We start from the raw sequence: 20204 nt of genomic DNA, 5'->3' as shown, positions 1-20204 counted from the left end.
TATTTGTTTTTCTTGTTTTAGAAATTGCTATAATTCAAGTACAAATTTAGGTTAAATGAATAAGTTTTTACTTCTCTTATTATTCATATTTTGCACTTTTTCTTTTGCTCAGGAAGAAAAACCTTTTGCGATTCAAAATATATATCTGCAAGAGCTTTTAGACACCTATGATGAAGGATCTTTTAATGGATTTGATATCGATAATAAAGATTGGCGAAACACTACAACTCAGAAAATAACTACGAAAAGTAATATTCAGGAAAATAGCTTTCTTAAAACAGCAATGATTTTACATATGCTCAAATATAAATTGGGTGATGAATTTTTTAATAATGGATTAGAAAAGTATAAAAATCATTTGTCAAATACTAATAATACCAAAGCAGATATATTAGATTTTCAGTATTTCTTAGAAAATGAGAGTGGAGAAGAGCTTACCCATTTTTTTAATGATTGGTTTAAAAGTAAAGGACATCCTTCATACGAAGTTTCTTGGTTTCAAAATAAAAAATCTAAGGAGGTAAGTTTTACCATAAAACAAAAGCAATCACATGCGTCTGTTTCATTTTTTGAATTGCCATTACCTATCAAACTTATTGGTAAAAATGGGAAATTTCAATTGGTACGGCTAGAAATTAGTGAAAATGGTCAAAGCTTTAGTGCACAAATTCCTTTTGATATTACGTCGGTTAAAATTGATCCAGACACGAACTTAATCACTAAAGATAATCTTGTAAAAATTGGAATTGATCAGGAAATTCTAAGTAAAGAAATATCGCTTTATCCGAATCCTGCTGTTGGTTTTGTTAAAGTTAATAATAGTAGCGAAGCTAAAGTAGAAAAAATCTCTATCTATAATATGTTAGGTAAATTGATTATTGAAAAACAAAATCCTCTTACAGCGATTAATATTAAATCATTAGCTACGGGCGTGCATTTGGTAAAAATAGAAACTACGCAGGGCACCATACACAAGACCCTACTAAAAAATTAGTAATCCGCTAAAATTTAACAGGTTATTTAGAATAAAATACATCTAGCTATTAGCTAATAAATAGTACCTTTGTGCGTTTTAAATTATTAAAGATTACATGGAAATTTTTATAAAAGTATCTCAATTTATATTGAGCCTTTCTATATTAATAGTTCTACACGAATTAGGACATTTTATACCTGCCAAACTTTTCAAAACTAAAGTAGAGAAGTTCTATCTATTTTTTGATTATAAGTTTTCGTTATTTAAGAAAAAAATAGGTGAAACGGTTTATGGCATAGGTTGGATACCTCTTGGCGGATATGTAAAGATTGCGGGAATGATCGATGAAAGTATGGATACCGAGCAACTAAAAGAAGAACCAAAGCCTTGGGAGTTTAGATCAAAACCCGCATGGCAGCGATTAATTATTATGTTAGGTGGAGTTACTGTGAATTTTATTCTAGGTTTTTTTATCTACACCATGATTTTAAATATTTGGGGAGAGAATTATGTTTCGACCGATAAGGTTAAAGCTGGATTTACAGTCGCTAAAGATTTTAAAAAATATGGATTTAAAGACGGTGATAAAATTTTAAAGGTTAATGGAGAGGTTCCTTTTGATGTTTTAGATATTAATAAGAACTTGTTTTTAAGAGATATAAAAAACATAGAAGTTCAACATTTAAATGGTGAATCTGAACTAATTGAATTACCTGAAGACATAGGGTTAGCAATGTGGAAAAGCGGTAACATGGAACCATTTTCTCCTAGATTCGGAGCTATTTTAGATAGCATTACCCCAAATTCTCCAGCTAAGGCAGCAAACTTAAAAAGTAATGATAAGGTTGTCTCAATTGATGGGAAAACAATTAATTATTGGGACGAATTTACTTCAATTGTTAAAGAAAATCTAGAAAAGAAAGAAATGACTTTTGTCATTGATCGTTCTAATACTATTGATACATTAAAAATCACACCTGATTCGGAAGGCAGAATTGGTGTATATCCCAAAAACACCTTAATAGATTATGTTACTCAAGAGCATAAAACTTATTCTTTTACTGAAAGTATTCCTAAAGGTGTCTCAATGGCTTACTGGACTCTAAGAGATTATATAGCACAATTTAAATATGTATTCACAAAAAAAGGAGCAACCAGCTTAGGTGGTTTTGGGACAATATTAAGTATATTTCCAACGAATTGGGATTGGCAACGTTTTTGGAGTTTAACAGCTTTCCTATCAATTATGCTAGCCTTTATGAATTTATTACCCATACCTGCCTTAGACGGAGGTCACGTAGTATTTACGTTATACGAAATGATTTCGGGAAGAAAACCAAGTGATAAATTTTTAGAGTATGCCCAAGTAACAGGTTTTATAATATTAATCACTCTATTACTGTATGCAAATGGAAATGATTTATATAAATGGATAACAGGTAAATTCTAAGTATAACTTCTTTTCAATAAAGCAAATAAAATAAAAACTCGGAGCTTTCACTCCGAGTTTTTATTTTAAATTATTTCTCAATCTAATCAGCTAAGATGATAATCTTATTTTCATTTAATTCAATAGTTCCAGAATTAATTGGCATAACTAATACTTTATCATCATCTATGTGAGATTTTAAGTGACCACTCAACTCATCTAACTCAAGATGTTCTTGAGTATGTACATGTACTTTAACTTCTCCTTGAGTTAATAAAGATACAATTGGAGCGTGGTTTTCTAACATTTGAAATTCACCGTTAATGCCAGGTACAGTCACCGAATCTACATTCGAACTAAATACTACAGCTTCAGGTGTTACAATTTCTAAATACATATTTCTATTATTTTATGCTTCAGCTTCCGCTAACATTTTCTCACCAGCATCAATTGCATCTTGAATTGATCCTCTTAAGTTAAATGCGGCCTCTGGGTATTTATCTAACTCACCATCCATGATCATATTAAAGCCTTTAATAGTGTCTTTAATATCAACTAATACTCCTGGAATACCTGTAAATTGTTCAGCAACATGGAAAGGCTGTGATAAGAAACGTTGTGCTCTACGAGCTCTGTGTACCACCAATTTATCTTCTTCAGATAATTCTTCCATACCTAAAATGGCAATAATATCTTGCAATTCTTTATAACGCTGTAATAATTCTTTTACTTTTTGCGCCGTATCATAATGCTCATCACCTAAAATTTCTCTTGTAAGAATTCTAGACGTAGAATCTAAAGGATCTACCGCTGGGTAAATACCTAGTTCGGCAATCTTACGAGATAATACGGTTGTTGCATCTAAGTGGGCAAATGTTGTTGCAGGTGCAGGATCTGTTAAATCATCTGCAGGTACATATACTGCTTGTACAGAAGTAATAGAACCTGTTTTTGTAGATGTAATACGCTCTTGCATTGCACCCATCTCTGTTGCTAACGTAGGCTGATATCCTACCGCAGAAGGCATACGACCTAAAAGTGCAGATACTTCAGAACCTGCTTGTGTAAATCTAAATATATTATCAACGAAGAATAACACATCCTTTCCTTGTCCGTCGCCAGCTCCATCACGAAAATATTCTGCAATTGTTAAACCTGATAAGGCAACACGTGCACGTGCTCCAGGAGGTTCATTCATCTGACCAAACACGAATGTTGCTTTAGAATCTTTCATTCCTGCTTTGTCAACCTTTTCTAAATCCCAACCGCCTTCTTCCATAGAATGCATAAAATCATCACCGTATTTAATAATACCAGATTCTAACATTTCACGAAGCAAATCATTTCCTTCACGTGTTCTTTCACCAACTCCAGCAAATACAGATAAACCACCATGACCCTTAGCGATATTATTAATCAACTCTTGAATTAATACTGTTTTACCTACACCAGCACCACCGAATAATCCAATTTTACCACCTTTTGCATATGGCTCAATCAAATCGATTACCTTGATACCTGTAAATAAAACTTCTGTAGATGTTGATAATTCTTCAAACTTAGGAGCTTCACGGTGTATTGATAACCCATCTTTTTCAGTTTTAGGTAAATTACCTAAACCATCAATCGCATCTCCTGTTACATTAAATAAACGACCGTAAATATCTTCACCTACAGGCATCTGAATAGGATTACCAGTAGCTACTACTTCGTAACCTCTGCTCAAACCGTCTGTAGAATCCATTGCAATACAACGTACCGTATCTTCACCAATGTGTTGTTCAACTTCTAGTACTAATAGCGATCCATCTTGTTTTGTAATTTCTAATGAATCATAAATCTTTGGAAGGTCAGCTTCTGATGCAAACTCAACATCGATAACAGGACCTATAATTTGAGCAATCTTACCTGTAACTTTTGACATTACTTATCTATTTAATATTATGCTTTTTAATTGAATGAAAACACACTCTGTTTTCGCGCTGCAAAGATAATTTTTTAATTTAAAATTGGCATTGTTTTTATCTCTTTTTTTGATATAAAAAAATACTCTCAAATTGAGAGTATTTTTTTATTTTATTTAATCTTCTACTACTGCAATGTAGGAGAGTAATTTGTTGGAAAATCACCAACATTTAAAAGATTACCAGAAGCTTCAAAATTAGAACCATAGGCAGTATCTATAGCTTTCAACATCTCATTCGCTATTAAAGCATATCCTCTTGCAGTAGGATGTACACCATCTAGAGAAAATGCACCTCCAGTTACTAAGTTAGAAGTAAGAATAAAATCTCCAGTAGCAATACCTCCACTTGCTAATTGATCTAACAATGCATTAGCATCAACAACCGCTAATCCTGCTGTAGAAGCTAAACTTTCTATAGTAGCATTAAAGCCAGCCGTTCTATTTGCAATCTCAGTTTGTTCCTCTGGTGTTATTACCCATTTATCAGCTAAAGGTAACGTTACGCCTTCAACTGAAAACTGACCAGCTATTGCAGCAGGAAGTCCTTGTGATATTAAAAAAGCAACCGCATCTGTATTTGCTGTTCCTATTATGGAGCTACTTGGTAATACTAAAAGATCATCTGCAGTAGCTTGTCTAGCTTGTCCATATGTGTTTCCAAGCAAACCAGCAACTATCTGTATCGTCTGAGCATCAGTTGGAAGACCAAATTGCTGCAATAATGCGGGAAATGCATCATTGGCAGCTAACGCTCCAGCAATCGTTGCTGAAATATCTGTTAAATTTTCATCTCTTATAACAACAGCACTCGCTGCATCAGCAGCAAAAACTACTGAACGATTTGATTGCCCTATTGCCTCATATATTTGATTTAAAGATCCAAAAACTGTATTTAATAAAGGGATTAATGAACCAAAAGATGGATTCGTAGGATCTAATGGATTGTGAGGTACCGTCGTAAAATGCGGTATTGCTGTAACATTAGGAATATTAGCAACGATTCCCTGAGCACCTCCTGCGGTCATATTCGATATTAATGAACTATATACAGCGTCAAAAGTTGCTTGATCAGTAAGCTGGTCTATTGTACCATCACCACCAGACAAAGCATACCCTAATACATCATTATTCCCTATCCATAAAGAGAAAAATGAAGGTGCTTGTCCTGCAGCCAATTCAAGTACAGTAGCATTTGGAGTAGCTCCTGTCATTCGTACAAAATATGGATTAGCGGTTACTGGATCTGATAATAAACCACTCACATTACCATAACCAGGTGCTACTAAATGAAAGCTCTTCGCTCCTGGTACACCCATATTGTTAAATGGACCTGTCGGATTATTAACTGCTAAATCTGTAGATATAGCAACGGGGCCAACCACAGACTCCAAAGGTAATGGAGCTCCTCCTGTGGTAACCAATCGCGGGTCGGCAATTCGATTACCTCCTAAAAGCAACCCTCCAAAATTATCATTCATTAAAGGTTGTACGAAAGCACCACCACCAACGAGTGAAAATTTATTAGAAAGCATGTTTGGAAATGAGTTATTCTGACCTGCAACAAACAAAGCATTGTCAGTAAAACCAGCTGTAAGTGAATTACCAACTGACACATATTTTGAAAAGTTTGCATTTCCAGCACTTAATGCAGGTAATTCTTCTACCAATGGAGTAGAACTATCATCATCACTCTCACAAGCAGCAAAAATCGTTAATGCTGCTATAAACCATATATATTTAATATTTATTTTCATTCTTATTAATTATTAATTGTCCATGAAACATAATACTGAGAACCGATGAAACCAGTACCCACTGCAGTAAAGTATTCGTCACCTAATAAATTAGTAGCTCCAAATTTAATAGTAGATTTCATTTTAGGTATTTTAAAATTAATTTGTGCATCTAATGTATTGAATGAAGGTACTTCACCATCTGAAAATGTTGCCTGCCAGAAATAATCATCACTCCATCTCCAAGCTACATTAAACCCAATATTCTCTACTAAGTTAGCACTCCCTAAAGACAATTTAACTTTATGCTCAGGAGTATTAAAACTAGTTCTAAAATCTGGGAAACTTTCTTGATCAAAATCTTGTTTAGTATACGTGTAGTTAGCACTTAAGTCTAATTTATTTAATAACTTAACCGAAACTCCGAGTGTAGCTCCATAAGAATTTACATCAACTTCAGAATTTGTATACGTTTGATATGTTTGAAAATCTCCATTTGCAATAGCTTGAGCCGCCAATAAGAAATTAGCTCCGTCTGAAGGATTTGTACTTCCATAATATGGTGCTATAACAAATTCATTTGAAATAAAGTCTTCAAATTTATTATAATAACCTACTAAATCTATTGTTACCTTATCTATTTTAGCTCTATAACCCACTTCAATAGCTGTAACTTTTTCAGGTTGTACTAAATCAGAATTACCTTGTCTTAAAGAAGCTGGATTACCTGTATCTTCAAAATCATCAGTAGAATTAGGGTCACTTACAGAACTAGCTAAGAAAGAATTTTCATAAGCTGCTCTACCTGTTTGTGTAATTGTTCCGGCTTGACCTAAATTATCTTGTGCTATTTGGCTTACAGAAAAATCTCTTGTATAACGATCTAAATTATCTGGTGCTCCCCCTACTAAAACAGCTCTACCAGCGTCTAAACCAATAAATAAGTCTTGTGTCGTAGGATTTCTAAAACCAGTTTGTACCGAAGCTCTTATGTTATGATTATCATTAATTGTTAAACCAGCGGAAAGTCGAGGTGAAACAAAACCGTCAAAAAATTCAGATTTATCATATCTAGCAGAACCTGTTAATTTTAACTCAAAAGCATCACTTAATTCAAAATTCTTTTGAATCTGAGTATATACACCAAACTCATTATATCGTATTGGTCCGTCTGCATCTGTGTAAATTGTACCTGAAGAGTTTAGTCTATATTTTCTATAAGATCCCCCCACTTGAATATCCGCAAAATCAACTAAATGAGAAAAATTATAGTTTACATCTCCGTGGTAATACCTTGATTGATCTTGAAATTTAGATCCTACTGTTAAGTCTGGATTGCTAATACTTTCGTTAAAAGCTTGTTGAAACTCTGGTGTTCCTGGTAAAAATCTTCCACTATCGGCTTGTGCTCTAGCCGCTGCATGTGCTTGTGCGTCAGTACCACCACCTAAAGTAGTTGCAGCATATGTTGCTATATATTCACCAAACCACTGTCTATTATTTTTCCATGCATTATTAATATTAATTCCAGTAAAAACCATATCATAAGAATCACCTGCATCATCAGAAACTACATATCCTCTTACAAAGAAATTGTCATTTCTAACCTCTAGCTTATGATGTTGCTGCCAAAAACCATCTATATAATATCTATTAGTACCTTGGTAAATCGTATTACCTGTCCCATATTTACCTACATACGCAATTTCAAAATCATTAGCCCAAGGTCTGTAATATAATCCCCAATCTGCTTTCACACTTTTTGCTTCATAATTTGTAAGATCGCTTTCATTATAACCTGTTCTACTTACTTCTACATCTGGTATAATACCCAAACCACCTGAGGCAGCTCTAATATTTGTTGACACCTCGTCGCCATATACATTCATACCGTCATAATCTAATGAAGCTCGAGTAGCACCTCCTCCTGGTTTACCAGCTAAATTATTAGCACCCCAATCGGTACCTTTCAAAAATCCAAAGTTTACTTTTGCTGCAAATTTTTCTGAAAACTTATAAGCTGCTCGTAAGCCAAAATCATGATAAGGATTATTTCCATTAGCCTCTTGCTGTGTAAATCCTGCTTTTGCATAAGCACTTAAGCCTGGGTGATCAAATGGATTTTTACTGGTCATAAAAAGAATTCCATTAAAAGCGTTTGCCCCATATAAAGCTGAAGAAGCTCCAGGTAATAATTCAACACTTTTTACATCAGTTTCAATCATACCAACCAAGTTACCAATAGGAAAGTTCAATGCTGGAGAAGAGTTGTCCATACCATCTACTAATTGCATAAAACGATTGTTAGCAAATGTTGCAAAACCTCTTGAGTTTATTGACTTAAAAGTCAAACTATTCGTATTAATATCAACACCTTTTAAGTTTTCAAGACCATCATAGAAATCAGCTGATGCTGTATTTCTTATTTCTCTTAAACCAAATCTTTCAACAGTAACTGGAGATTCGAAAATTCTTTCTGGTGTTCTTGAAGCAGAAACTACCACTTCATCTAATTGATTTCCTTCTGAAAGGGTAATATCAATCGTTTCGGGTGATTTGGTAACTTCTTTAGTCATAGTTTCGTAACCAATGCTCGAAATTTGAATTGAAAAAGGCGGAGCTTGATCTACTGTTAAGGTATACTTACCATCAAAATCTGTCGATGTACCTTGCGTAGTACCTACAACGATCACATTAGCTCCAGGAATAGGTAGACCATCTGAGTCTTTTACTGTTCCTGACACTACTGTTTGCGCAAAAACTCCTACGCTTAAAAATAGTATAAAAACAATAGTAAAAAGTTTATTCATAATTGTAATTAATTAGGTTAACAATGTCGCAAAATACAATTTCTTTTTAATTATACAATGCACGCATAATAAATTCGATAATGAGTTATTGAATAATAAGTCGCTTCGTAGTTTCTTTGTTGCCTTTGTTAATTTGAATAAAATACAAACCTGGACTTATAACACTAACAGGAATTTTTTGCTCAAACACGACCGATTCTGTCGAATATGATCGCTTTAAAATTAACCTACCAAGCGTATCATATAATTTGATCTTAGTGTCATTTTGATCTAAAGAAGTAAAACTAATATTTACTTCTTCGCCTGCAGGATTAGGCCAAATTAAAAGATTACCAAATATTTCTCCAGCAACAGCAGCAACCGCTTTACTCTCACAAATCTCTAATGACCAACTAGTAATTACACCTGTATCTTCAGCTGCTATATCTGCCACATTTAAAACCCAATCACCTTCTGAAGATTCTCCATCAAACTGACTTAACAGTTCCTGCGGAACTACAAAGCCAGTGATAACAGGTGAAGCGTTAGCACACACTAAAATTTCACCTTCATCATCAAAAGTCGCTGCCATATTTATATTGCCTTGATCACCTCTACATTGTCTCTCGAACAACTGTATTTTAGTTCCTGAAGGGCTAGCTAGTGTAATGATTAGGTCACGCATCCAAGTATGATTAATATTTATGGTAACATTTATATCATTAATAATTGTGTTATCTGGTATTGTAATAATTGAATTAACACCTGCCTCATTATTGTCAGGTATGCTTACTTCTGCAGAAGTGGTTTCGTAAGAATTACAAATAATTTCGCTTGTTGTGAATACAAATGTTTCAGAAAACTCACTAGAACCACAAATATTATTGGATTTAACTCTCCAATAATATGTTGTAGCGTCCGTAAGGTTATTGGGCATATAATTATTAGAAGTAATAGTAGCCGTTTCGATAATAGAAGAGAAATTAGCGTTTGATGATATTTCAATATCATAGGTTTGTGCATTAACATCTTCAACCCAACTAAAACTAGATCCTAATGATAAAACTGTATTAGAACCATTTGTTGGATTCGTGAGTTCTGGTTGCTCTAATTCACTATTAAAAATTTCTAATTGAACTTGTGAACTTCGAGTAATTGATCCCGAAGTTCCTAAAATATCAATCGTATAAGACCCTAAGTCAATATTTCCTGTGTTACTAATTGTCATTTGAACATTAGAAGTACTAGTAACTTCGTTAGGATCAAAATTTATTGTAGCATTATTTGGTAAATTGGTAGCCGAAAGGATTACTGTTTGATTGAAACCGCTTGCAAAATTCAGGTTTAAATCATAAACCGCATTCTCTGGCGTACATATTTCTCTTTTATTTTCTGCAACACTTATCGCAAAATCGTTTGTTATATTAATAGTAGTTTGGTTAACGGCATAAAAAACATGATTCACCCCTTCAACTAAAATCCTGGCATTGGTACTAAAATTATTTGGAACGGTAATTTCATGACTTCCGTCATTAGCAACATTAGAAGCTAGTGTAATAGGAAAAGTAGTCCCGCCGTCAAGAGAAAGCAAAATATTAAGATTAGTACAATTTACAGGCGCTACATTCGTGTTAGCAACATCCCAAGAAATAGTTTCTTGTGTTCCAGCAGCCCAAAAAACCTCATTTTCATTCTGACTTGTAATCACAAACGGACCTGAATTATTATCAATCGTTATACGCATATCATCAAATGCCGTTTGTCCGCCACCTAAAACATTGTCACGCACTGTCAATCTAAAATCCATCGTTCTTGCAACTGTAGGTAATACTTGCCAAGTAGAAGACAAATCACCCTGTAAAACGGTGGTTAACTCAGGTAAATATCTAGCTGCAGATACAACTGGAGGGAGCGATCGAAACATAGCTCCTTGGTTTTGAGTAGCATTTGGCGGGCTAGAAATACCTACTGTACCGTTATCTGTTTGTTCCCATGTATAGGTTAATGAATCACCATCTGCATCAGAGCCCACTCCTTTTAATAGTAATGGAGTTCCGACCGGTACTGTAAAATTAGGTCCAGCATTTACTATGGGTACATTAGCATTATTTACAAGGGTTGTTTCATCATCACAATTTGTACCTCCAGAACTAATAAAAGCAAACATTTCTTGAAGGCTTATGGCGTGAAAATAATCATTCACCAAAGGCTGAACATTTTGTGGAGGGCAAATACCTGCATAACTCATAATAGTAGTACCACTTCCAGGCTCTACTGCTGTATTATCATTTCGGTTATCGGCGCAATTACCAGCAGTACCATTAAAAGTATGGTTTGCGCCGAATTGATGCCCTAGTTCATGCGCTACAAAATCTACAGAAAATGGATCACCAACAGGACTAAGCTGTCCCGTAACCCCTCTTGCCTTACCACCACTACAAGGAGATGCTAATGTTGCAACACCTCCACCACCAGTACTAAATACATGACCAATATCATAATTATTAGCTCCAATTATATTATCTATGTTCGTCTGATTTTCACTAAGCATCGCAACACCATCACCATTAGAATAAGGATCAGTATTGGCATCTAAATAAAACAATAGATTAGTGTTAGGGATCAACTGCAAAGTCAAAGATACGTCGCGCTCAAAAATTTCATTTACTCGATTAATACTCACTTCAACAGCGTCCATTACGGCTTGTATTTTTTGAGCATCAGTTCCATTGGTTAATCCTGCAGCAGCAATATGAAATTGAGAGTATTCACCAGTCGTTGCTAAAGCTAATTCGAAAGTTCTCAACCTTAGGTCATTTGTCATTTTGTTTGCAGACTTTCTCAATTCATACCTAACATTTTCCTCAACTAAACATTCAAACGAATTTTTATACTCAAAATCATTTCTTTTAAAAACTGCATATAAATTTTCTTTCTTTGCAACAGGATTAATGTATGCTGGGATTTTACCAACTTCTCGGATAACCGCATGTAAACCCAATCCATTCATACTAAATCTTATTGTATTCAATGAATTATCAACAGCAACGCCCTTATATGATTTATTATTAGGAAACTTAGAAGCTAACTTAGGATGCATAACAGATGCTTCCTCGATTCTATATTTTGTTATATTTCCATTAGCATCTGGAAAATCAACAATAGCTCTACTTTTTTTCTGAATTTGATATTTAAATGCAATTTCATCTAACTTATAAACTTTTACATTTTTTGGATGATTACCGCTACTCGATTTCTTTCTGCTTTCTTTCCAAATAGCGCTTTCTTGAGCAAGAGAGCTCACTGTAATAAAAAAAAATAAAACAATAAAAAGAATATCTTTTTTGAGCATTTTTAAAATATCTTAACGTATTCGTAAGTAAACAAATTTAGAAAATAAATAATACAGCTGGCCATCTTTATATTTTTTATCTTTAACGAAAAACTAATTGTTGAAATTTTTACTCAATATATTTTTAAGTATCGCTATTACAAGTTGTGTGGCACAAAAACAAAGCACTTTAGCTCAAAAAATTATAGAAAACGGTATATTTTCTTTAGAATCTTGCCCTAAAAATTATGAATGTAACTTAGAGATTATCCCGAATACCTCTATACAATTAAAAAAAGATACATTTGATTTTTATTATGCTAATTTTATAAAGAGTGACAGCATTCTCATTAAATACAAACTAAAACGTAAAAAAGTAAAGAACACTGTTGATGGTCACTTTACGGAGGCTATTTATTTTAATATTAGTAAATCTGACACAGAACTAAATTTAAACAATCACAAACTTAAAAAAATCAACCTTATACTCTACCGAGCGTGTTACTGCAAAGGCACAGCAGGTTATTTTAAAATTACCGATGGAAATTTTAACCTTAACATCAAAAAAAATGAGCTAACTTTGAACATAGATTTTAGTGTTGAGAACATTCCTCATGTACTTCACAAAATCAATGAGAAAGTGATATTTGAGCCTTAAATTTCTTCTGTGAATATATACCCTTCGTATCAAGATTTTAAAAGTGATAAAGCTACAATAGTTACCATTGGTACTTTTGACGGTGTGCATATTGGCCATCAAGAAATTATTAAAAATTTAATTAATGATGCCAAAAATTCTGATGGCGAGTCTGTAATTTTAACCTTTTTCCCACATCCTCGTATGGTGTTACAAAAGAGCAATCCTATACGTTTATTGAATACCATTGATGAACGTATAGAATTGCTTGAATCTTTAGGATTAAATCATTTAATTATAGAACCTTTTACAAAGGAATTTTCAAGACTTTCTGCGTTAGAATTTACACGTTCTATATTAGTAAACAACCTCAAAATAAAGAAGCTTGTTATTGGTTATGACCATCGTTTCGGAAGAAATCGCGAAGGTAGTTTTGAGCAATTACAGAAATATGGACTGACTTATAATTTTGAAGTTGAAGAAATACCTGCGCAAGATATTAAAGATGTAGCTGTAAGTTCTACAAAAATTCGTGACGCACTTATGGCCGGCAATATAGAAAGAGTAAATACATATTTGGGCTATTCTTATAATATTACTGGTGAAGTGGTAAAAGGAAAAGCTTTAGGAAGAAAATATAACTACCCAACAATAAATATTCATATAAATGAAGACTATAAGTTGATTCCGAAAACTGGGGTGTATGTAGTTAAAACTATTGTACAAAAGAATTCATTTTTCGGAATTATGAATATAGGAAAGCGACCAACAGTTGATGGAACTCACAAAACTATCGAGGTACATCTATTAGACTTCAAAGCTGATCTTTATGGAAAACAAATCACTGTGCACTTACTTAAAAGATTGCGAGATGAACATAAATTTGATTCTGTTGAACAACTTTTTGAGCAAATTAAAAAAGACGAAAAACAGGCTCGAAAACTTATAGATAATGGAACGATTTCTCTATAGACATATTGATAATACGCCTTTAATAATCTTTAGAATTGTTTTTGGCTTATTACTTTTTTTAGAATCTTGGGGCGCCATACTCACAGGTTGGGTCACCCGAACATTAGTTGCGCCAAAATTCACATTTACTTTTATTGGGTTTGAGTTTTTACAACCTTTACCTGGTAATGGTATGTACTATTATTACTTTTTAATGGGAATTTTCGGGTTTTGTGTCATGGTAGGGTATCGCTATAGATTAGCTATGATAGGTTTCTTTTTAATGTGGTCTGCTACTTATTTAATGCAAAAAAGTTCCTATAATAATCATTATTATTTAACTGCGTTACTAAGTTTTATAATGATCTTTTTACCTGCCAACAATTACAAATCTATTGATGCTAAAAGAAACCCAGAAATAAAATCAATCTCAGTTCCTTTTTGGACATCTTTGATTTTAATGACACAAATTGGATTAGTTTATTTTTATGGAGGAATAGCAAAAATATACCCTGACTGGCTACAAGCTATTCCTGCTAAAATTTTTCTCACTTCAAAAATTAAATATCCAATAGTTGGCAGTTTATTTAAACAAGAATGGTTTCCTTATTTTTTGAGTTATGGAGGTTTGCTATTTGATCTGTTAATTGTTCCTCTATTACTAATTAAAAAGACTCGAAAATTTGCTTTTGCTGTTTCTGTTTTCTTTCATCTATTTAATGCTACTATTTTTCAAGTAGGTATTTTCCCTTTCTTATCACTAAGCTTTGCCATATTTTTCTTTGAGGGTAGTAGTATTCATAAACTATTTCTTAAGAAAAAACCTTTTTATAACCTTAATGAGGTTAAACCACCAAAAAATAAATTTGCAATTACTACTTTTTTAGGTATTTATATTTTTATTCAATTATTACTTCCGTTAAGACATTGGGTAATTGAAGATAATGTATTGTGGACAGAAGAAGGACATCGTCTGAGTTGGCGCATGATGCTTCGTTCTAAATCAGGTTATCAAACATTTACTGTCGTTGATAAGGATACAAAGAAAAAAGAAGTAATTAAACTAAAAGACTACCTCTCTAAAAAACAAATGCGATCAATTGGAACCAAACCAGATTTTATATGGCAATTTTCACAACGATTAAAAAAAGAATATGCAGCTAAAGGAAAAGATATTGCAGTTTATGTCAAAGGCAAAGTGAGTGTAAATGGAAAATCCTACCAACCCTTAGTAAATGATTCTATAGACATTGCTGCTGTTAAATGGGCACATTTAGAACATAGTAAATGGCTTTTACCTAGAAAAATAGACTAACTGTAGAGGCAATAACATGTACATCCTTTCGTTTTTATAGCGAACAATTTCCCTTTTGAGATGTTTTATCAACAATTTTTGTTTGCCTTTTTTTCTGTTCTATTAGTAGCAAATTCTTATTCGCAAAGTTGCATCATTATTGATCAACAACCTCCGATTAATGAAGTTATAGTATCAAACAACAATACTATTCTCACTAATAATACATCAATTTCACTAGCTGTAGTAGCTAGTAGCTCGTCAACATTATCTTATCAATGGCAACTTTTTAATAGCGTTGCTAATATATGGGAAGCTATACCAGAATCGTCTGAATTCACAGGAACTAACACAAGCATTCTAACTGTAAATAATGTGAATTCTTTAAGTAATGATGATCAAATTAGAGTTTTAATAACACCTATCGATAATGCATGTACTCCTTTACCTTCTCAAGAAACTTTAATTACGAAAATAGGAATAGAAATACATAACTTTTTTACACCCAATGATGATGGATTTAATGATACTTTCGCTATTGAAGGCATTTCAAGTTCGTTATTCGAAAACAATAAGGTAAAAGTTTATAACCGATGGGGAAATTTAGTTTTTGAACAACAAAACTATCAAAACAATTGGGATGGAACCGCAAACTCAAGCTTTTCTATTAAAACATCTAAAAAAGTTCCTGCAGGTACGTATTTTTATACCCTTGACTTGAACTATAGAAATATTAAATTATCAGGATGGGTATATGTAAAGTTATGATAAAACAATCATTAACATATTTTCTGCTTCTGATAGTATTTATTTTTGTAAGTCAAAAATTAAGTGCTCAGCAAACACCTCATCACACACAGTATGTATTTAATACACAATTGTACAATCCTGCATATGTTGCAACCAAAGATTTTATAAACCTCACACTATCCTCACGCCTTCAATGGAATGGTATTGATGATGCTCCTCAAACACATGCTGTTAGCGGATTTAAAAACTTTGAAAAACACAAATTTGGAATAGGCGGATCTTTTATGTTAGAACGTATAGGTCCTGTGAGCCAAAAGAATTTTAATATTGATGCTTCTTACAAGGTTAAAGTCAATAATCTTTCAGAACTAGCATTTGGCCTAAAATTAAGTGCAGAAATTTTTGATATAAATTCAGGTTTATTTAATCCTCAAGATCCAAATGACCCCTTATTTACACCAACTGAATCACAGTTTAAACCTAATGTGGGAGCAGGTATTTATTGGTATGGAAAAAAATGGTATTTAGGTACTTCTGTGTTAAATTTATTACACAATAAATATTTTGATGATACTAATGAGAGCATGGCACGACCACATTATTATTTTATTGGAGGGTATGTTTTCGAAATTAATAGAGATTTTAAGATCAAGCCTGCTGTTATCACAAAAGTCGTTAGCGGCGCACCAGTATCAATCAATGCTTCAGCTAGTGTTTTATTTAATGAAACATTTTCTGTAGGCTTTTCCTATAATAATGCACAGTCGATTAGCGCTTTAATTAGTGCCGATATAGGCTCAGTTTTTACTATTGGTTACGCATTTGACTACGCGCTAACAAGTATTAATCAATTTGACAATGGTAGCCACGAAATTGTGCTCTCATATCGCTTTACTAATAGTAAAAAAGCGCATCGTTGTCAGTCTCGATTTTTCTGACTAAAAATCGATATTCTTACTATTTCATTCATAAATCAATTGCTATCTTTGCTCTCTTAAAATTAAATTGTAATGTTACAAGTAGCTTTTATTAGAGAACATAAAGAAGAGGTATTAAAAGGATTGGCTGTCCGTAATTTTACTAATGCCGAAACTACTATCAACAAAATTATTGATATTGATGAGGTACGCAGAGCATCTCAAGCACAATTAGATACTGTTCTAGCTCAATCTAACAAACTGTCTAAAGAAATTGGGAAGCTCTTTAAAACTGGTGAAACTCAAAAAGCTAACTTATTAAAAGAAAAAACAGGACAATTAAAAGAAAAGTCTAAACAACTTTCTGATAAATTAACGGTTTCGCAAGAAGAACTTACTCAATTATTATATCAAATTCCAAACATTCCTAATTCATTGGTTCCATTGGGTGTAACTGATGAAGATAACGAGGAAATTTTTAGAGAAGGTGAAATTCCTACTTTAGGAGAAAACGCATTACCACATTGGGAACTCGCAAAAAAATATGATATTATAGATTTTGACCTTGGGGCAAAAATTACTGGTGCTGGTTTTCCTGTATATAAAGGAAAAGGAGCTAAGTTACAGCGCGCCCTTATCAGCTATTTTTTAGATAAAAATACAGAAGCTGGTTATGAAGAAATACAAGTTCCTCATTTAGTAAATGAAGCTTCTGGTTATGGTACGGGACAACTTCCTGACAAAGAAGGACAAATGTATCATGTTACAAATGATGATCTCTATTTAATACCAACAGCTGAAGTGCCTGTCACCAATTTATATAGAGGCGACCTCCTTAAAGAAACTGATTTACCTATTAAAAATACGGGATATACTCCTTGCTTTCGTAGAGAGGCTGGTTCTTACGGTGCTCATGTAAGAGGTTTGAACAGGCTACACCAATTCGATAAAGTAGAAATCGTGCGCATTGAACATCCAGAAAAATCTTATGAAGCTTTAGATGGCATGGTTGAACACGTAAAAGAAATATTACGTGAATTACAATTACCATATCGAATTTTAAGATTGTGTGGTGGCGATTTAACGTTTGCTTCTGCCCTCACCTATGATTTCGAAGTGTTTTCTACCGCTCAGCACAGATGGCTTGAAATTAGTTCTATTTCAAATTTTGAAACATTTCAAGCGAATCGCCTAAAATTGCGTTTTAAAAATAGTGATGGTAAAAGTCAATTAGCACATACACTTAATGGTAGTTCGCTAGCTTTACCAAGAGTATTGGCAGGTATTTTAGAAAATTACCAAACAGAAAATAGTATTATTATACCAGAAGTATTACAAAAATATACAGGTTTTAGTAAGATAGACTAACTCTTAATAGCCACTACCATCATTTTTTTGTAGTGATTCATTTCTACCAATGCATTGAAATAAGCATTGATATTACCCGTTTTCATAAAAAGCTTTGCTTTTTTCTTAGCAATTTCGTAGTGTTTTTTGAATTCGATCATGACATTGAGTTTTTTAATTGTTGTTACATATAAGACTAAAATCGTGCCAAAATGTTACAGTGTAAAGTTCAACTCATATGCTTTTATCAAATTTTTAACAGTTCTTTTAATTAACTTTGAAGCCATATTATAACGTCGTGCAAAAACATTTTATTGTCATATTATTATTTTTTACTGCATTTTGCTTTTCGCAAAATTCACAATTAGCCTATAGTTACTTTAGAAAAGGGGAGTACGAAAAGGCAACTTTAATTTATAAGAAGTTATATGAGAAAAATCCGATACGACGTGATTATTTTAAGCGGTTACTTACTTGTTATCAGCTAACCGATAATTTCGAAAATGCCACAGCATTATTAGAAAAGCAAAAAAACAGATTTCCAAAGCAACCATATGTTGATGTTGAAATTGGTTATAACCTTCAATTGAAAGATCAAAGAGAGTTAGCTATCCCATATTATGAAATGGCAATTGCTTCTATAGAAAAAAACCCGAATGCTGGTTATCTTATCGGAAAAACATTTCAGGACAATCACCTCTTAGAATATGCCTTGAAAGCCTATAAAACAGCAATGAAAGTAAATCCAGATCTTAACTACAACGCCTACGTTGCTTTTATCTATGGCGAACAAGGTGAAGTAGAAAAAATGTTCGATGCGTATCTAACTATGGTAGATAAAAACAAAAGTTACTATAGTACAGTTCAACGCTACGCTGGGCGTTTTTTAACTGATGATAGTCAAGATTCAAATAATATTGCCTTCAGAAAATTATTACTAAAGCGTCTTCAAACCAACCCCAATAATTCATGGAATAAATTATTGAGCTGGCTCTATATGCAACAACGAGATTATGGCAAAGCTTTAATACAAGAAAAAGCTATCTATTTACGTAGTAAACAAAGTTTAGATGGAATTACAGAAGTTGGTGATATTGCTTTTAATAATAATGATTTCGAAACCACAAAAGCCGCTTTTGAGTATGTATTAGAAAACACCGTTGATCAAAACTTAATGCTTGAGGCACAATTATATATTTTACAAGCTAATATAGAAACGGCAAATTCTCAAGAGCAGTTAGATTTAGTCGAACAGAAATTCAATGAATTATTAACTAATTATGGTATTAACAGTAATACTATAGATATTCAAATAGCCTATGCTAAATTTTTAACTTTTAAAAAAGATGATCCTGAGAAGTCAATCTCAATTTTAAAAGAAGCTCTACACAAAACTACATCTGAATTTCAAAAAGGAGAAGTGAAAATTAAACTGGCTGATGTACTTGTATATACCAATCAGTTCAATCAGGCATTAATACATTACACCCAAGTGCAAAATAAATTAAAGAACAGTACATTAGCCCAGAAAGCTAGGTTCAAGGTAGCACAAACTTCTTATTTTAAAGGAGATTTTAAATGGGCATCTACACAATTAAAAGTATTAAAAGGCTCTACTTCACAATTAATTGCTAATGATGCAGTCGATCTGTTCTTGCTCATTTCAGATAATTTAGGTTACGATTCGATACCAAAAGCATTACAATTATATGCCAAAGCCGATTTGCTAGCTTATCAAAATAAAAACAAACAAGCTATTGATACCTTAAACAAAGTGCTTAAAGAACATAAAGATCACGAAATAAAAGATGTAGCATTATTCAAGCAAGCCGAATTATTTGAAAAAACAAATGCATTTACCGACGCAGAAAATAATTATTTAAAAATCATTGCTTTAGAGAACCCTAGTATTTTACTTGACAATAGTTACTATAGACTTGCTGCGCTCTATGAAAAAAAGCTTCACAATCTAGAAAAAGCTAAAGAAATGTATCAAAAGATTATTTTTGAACATCCGTCAAGTATTTATTTAGTAGATGCCAGAAAACGGTTCAGAAAACTGAGAGGAGATACAATTAACTAAG

15 protein-coding genes are annotated in these 20204 nt (G+C 33.0%); 9 read left to right on the top strand and 6 right to left on the bottom strand.

The genetic code is table 11. The features are described 5' to 3' along the window. The first annotated feature begins 55 nt into the window (after positions 1 to 55). A complete protein-coding gene (locus tag AC1EUY_RS02510) occupies positions 56 to 994 on the top strand; it encodes a T9SS type A sorting domain-containing protein (RefSeq protein ID WP_480193921.1) in 939 nt (312 codons plus the stop codon). Between the two features lie 97 nt (positions 995 to 1091). Further along, positions 1092 to 2426: an RIP metalloprotease RseP gene (gene rseP / locus AC1EUY_RS02505; protein WP_480193920.1), complete on the top strand. Its 1335-nt coding sequence runs from the start codon at positions 1092 to 1094 to the stop codon at positions 2424 to 2426. Positions 2427 to 2508: 82 nt separating this feature from the next. Here the strand turns inward: rseP and AC1EUY_RS02500 are convergent, their stop codons facing one another. The 5 genes from AC1EUY_RS02500 to AC1EUY_RS02480 all read right to left on the bottom strand — a co-directional run bounded on the left by AC1EUY_RS02500 (position 2509) and on the right by AC1EUY_RS02480 (position 12245). Next, positions 2509 to 2802, bottom strand: coding sequence for a F0F1 ATP synthase subunit delta/epsilon (locus AC1EUY_RS02500; protein ID WP_480193919.1), 294 nt, complete (start codon positions 2800 to 2802; stop codon positions 2509 to 2511). Positions 2803 to 2814: 12 nt separating this feature from the next. Then, complete coding sequence (atpD, locus tag AC1EUY_RS02495) at positions 2815 to 4329, bottom strand: F0F1 ATP synthase subunit beta (protein WP_480193918.1); 1515 nt, start codon at positions 4327 to 4329, stop codon at positions 2815 to 2817. Positions 4330 to 4496: 167 nt separating this feature from the next. Next, entirely contained in the window at positions 4497 to 6125 is a 1629-nt protein-coding gene (locus AC1EUY_RS02490) for an SGNH/GDSL hydrolase family protein (RefSeq protein ID WP_480193917.1), read from the bottom strand. A 5-nt stretch (positions 6126 to 6130) separates the two neighbouring features. Beyond that, positions 6131 to 8914 carry a TonB-dependent receptor gene (locus tag AC1EUY_RS02485; RefSeq protein WP_480193916.1) on the bottom strand — a complete coding sequence of 928 codons (2784 nt, stop codon included), beginning with the start codon at positions 8912 to 8914 and terminating at the stop codon, positions 6131 to 6133. 85 nt (positions 8915 to 8999) lie between these two features. Further along, a complete protein-coding gene (locus AC1EUY_RS02480) occupies positions 9000 to 12245 on the bottom strand; it encodes a zinc-dependent metalloprotease family protein (RefSeq protein WP_480193915.1) in 3246 nt (1081 codons plus the stop codon). Positions 12246 to 12345: 100 nt separating this feature from the next. Here AC1EUY_RS02480 and AC1EUY_RS02475 point away from each other — a divergent pair, with 100 nt between their 5' ends. From AC1EUY_RS02475 to serS, 6 genes are all read left to right on the top strand, one after another. Further along, positions 12346 to 12882, top strand: a complete 537-nt coding sequence (locus AC1EUY_RS02475) for a hypothetical protein (RefSeq protein ID WP_480193914.1) — start codon at positions 12346 to 12348, stop codon at positions 12880 to 12882. Between the two features lie 9 nt (positions 12883 to 12891). Next, on the top strand, positions 12892 to 13833 hold the full coding sequence (locus AC1EUY_RS02470; protein WP_480193913.1) for a bifunctional riboflavin kinase/FAD synthetase: 942 nt from the start codon (positions 12892 to 12894) through the stop codon (positions 13831 to 13833). Further along, positions 13814 to 15127: an HTTM domain-containing protein gene (locus AC1EUY_RS02465; protein WP_480193912.1), complete on the top strand. Its 1314-nt coding sequence runs from the start codon at positions 13814 to 13816 to the stop codon at positions 15125 to 15127. The genes AC1EUY_RS02470 and AC1EUY_RS02465 overlap by 20 nt, the downstream gene beginning before the upstream one ends. A gap of 60 nt (positions 15128 to 15187) precedes the next feature. Continuing rightward, a complete protein-coding gene (locus AC1EUY_RS02460) occupies positions 15188 to 15874 on the top strand; it encodes a T9SS type B sorting domain-containing protein (protein ID WP_480193911.1) in 687 nt (228 codons plus the stop codon). Beyond that, positions 15871 to 16794 carry a PorP/SprF family type IX secretion system membrane protein gene (locus tag AC1EUY_RS02455; RefSeq protein WP_480193910.1) on the top strand — a complete coding sequence of 308 codons (924 nt, stop codon included), beginning with the start codon at positions 15871 to 15873 and terminating at the stop codon, positions 16792 to 16794. The genes AC1EUY_RS02460 and AC1EUY_RS02455 overlap by 4 nt, the downstream gene beginning before the upstream one ends. A 72-nt stretch (positions 16795 to 16866) precedes the next feature. After that, a complete protein-coding gene (gene serS, locus AC1EUY_RS02450; protein ID WP_480193909.1) occupies positions 16867 to 18141 on the top strand; it encodes a serine--tRNA ligase in 1275 nt (424 codons plus the stop codon). Here the strand turns inward: serS and AC1EUY_RS02445 are convergent. Continuing rightward, complete coding sequence (locus AC1EUY_RS02445; RefSeq protein WP_480193908.1) at positions 18138 to 18281, bottom strand: hypothetical protein; 144 nt, start codon at positions 18279 to 18281, stop codon at positions 18138 to 18140. The two genes, serS and AC1EUY_RS02445, sit on opposite strands and share 4 nt — an antisense overlap. A 137-nt stretch (positions 18282 to 18418) precedes the next feature. Here AC1EUY_RS02445 and AC1EUY_RS02440 point away from each other — a divergent pair, with 137 nt between their 5' ends. Continuing rightward, positions 18419 to 20203, top strand: coding sequence for a tetratricopeptide repeat protein (locus tag AC1EUY_RS02440; RefSeq protein ID WP_480193907.1), 1785 nt, complete (start codon positions 18419 to 18421; stop codon positions 20201 to 20203). The last annotated feature ends 1 nt before the right edge of the window (position 20204 follow it).

The organism is Maritimimonas sp. 2210JD6-3, assembly GCF_056591795.1.
This window is presented reverse-complemented; position numbering and strand designations above follow the sequence as displayed.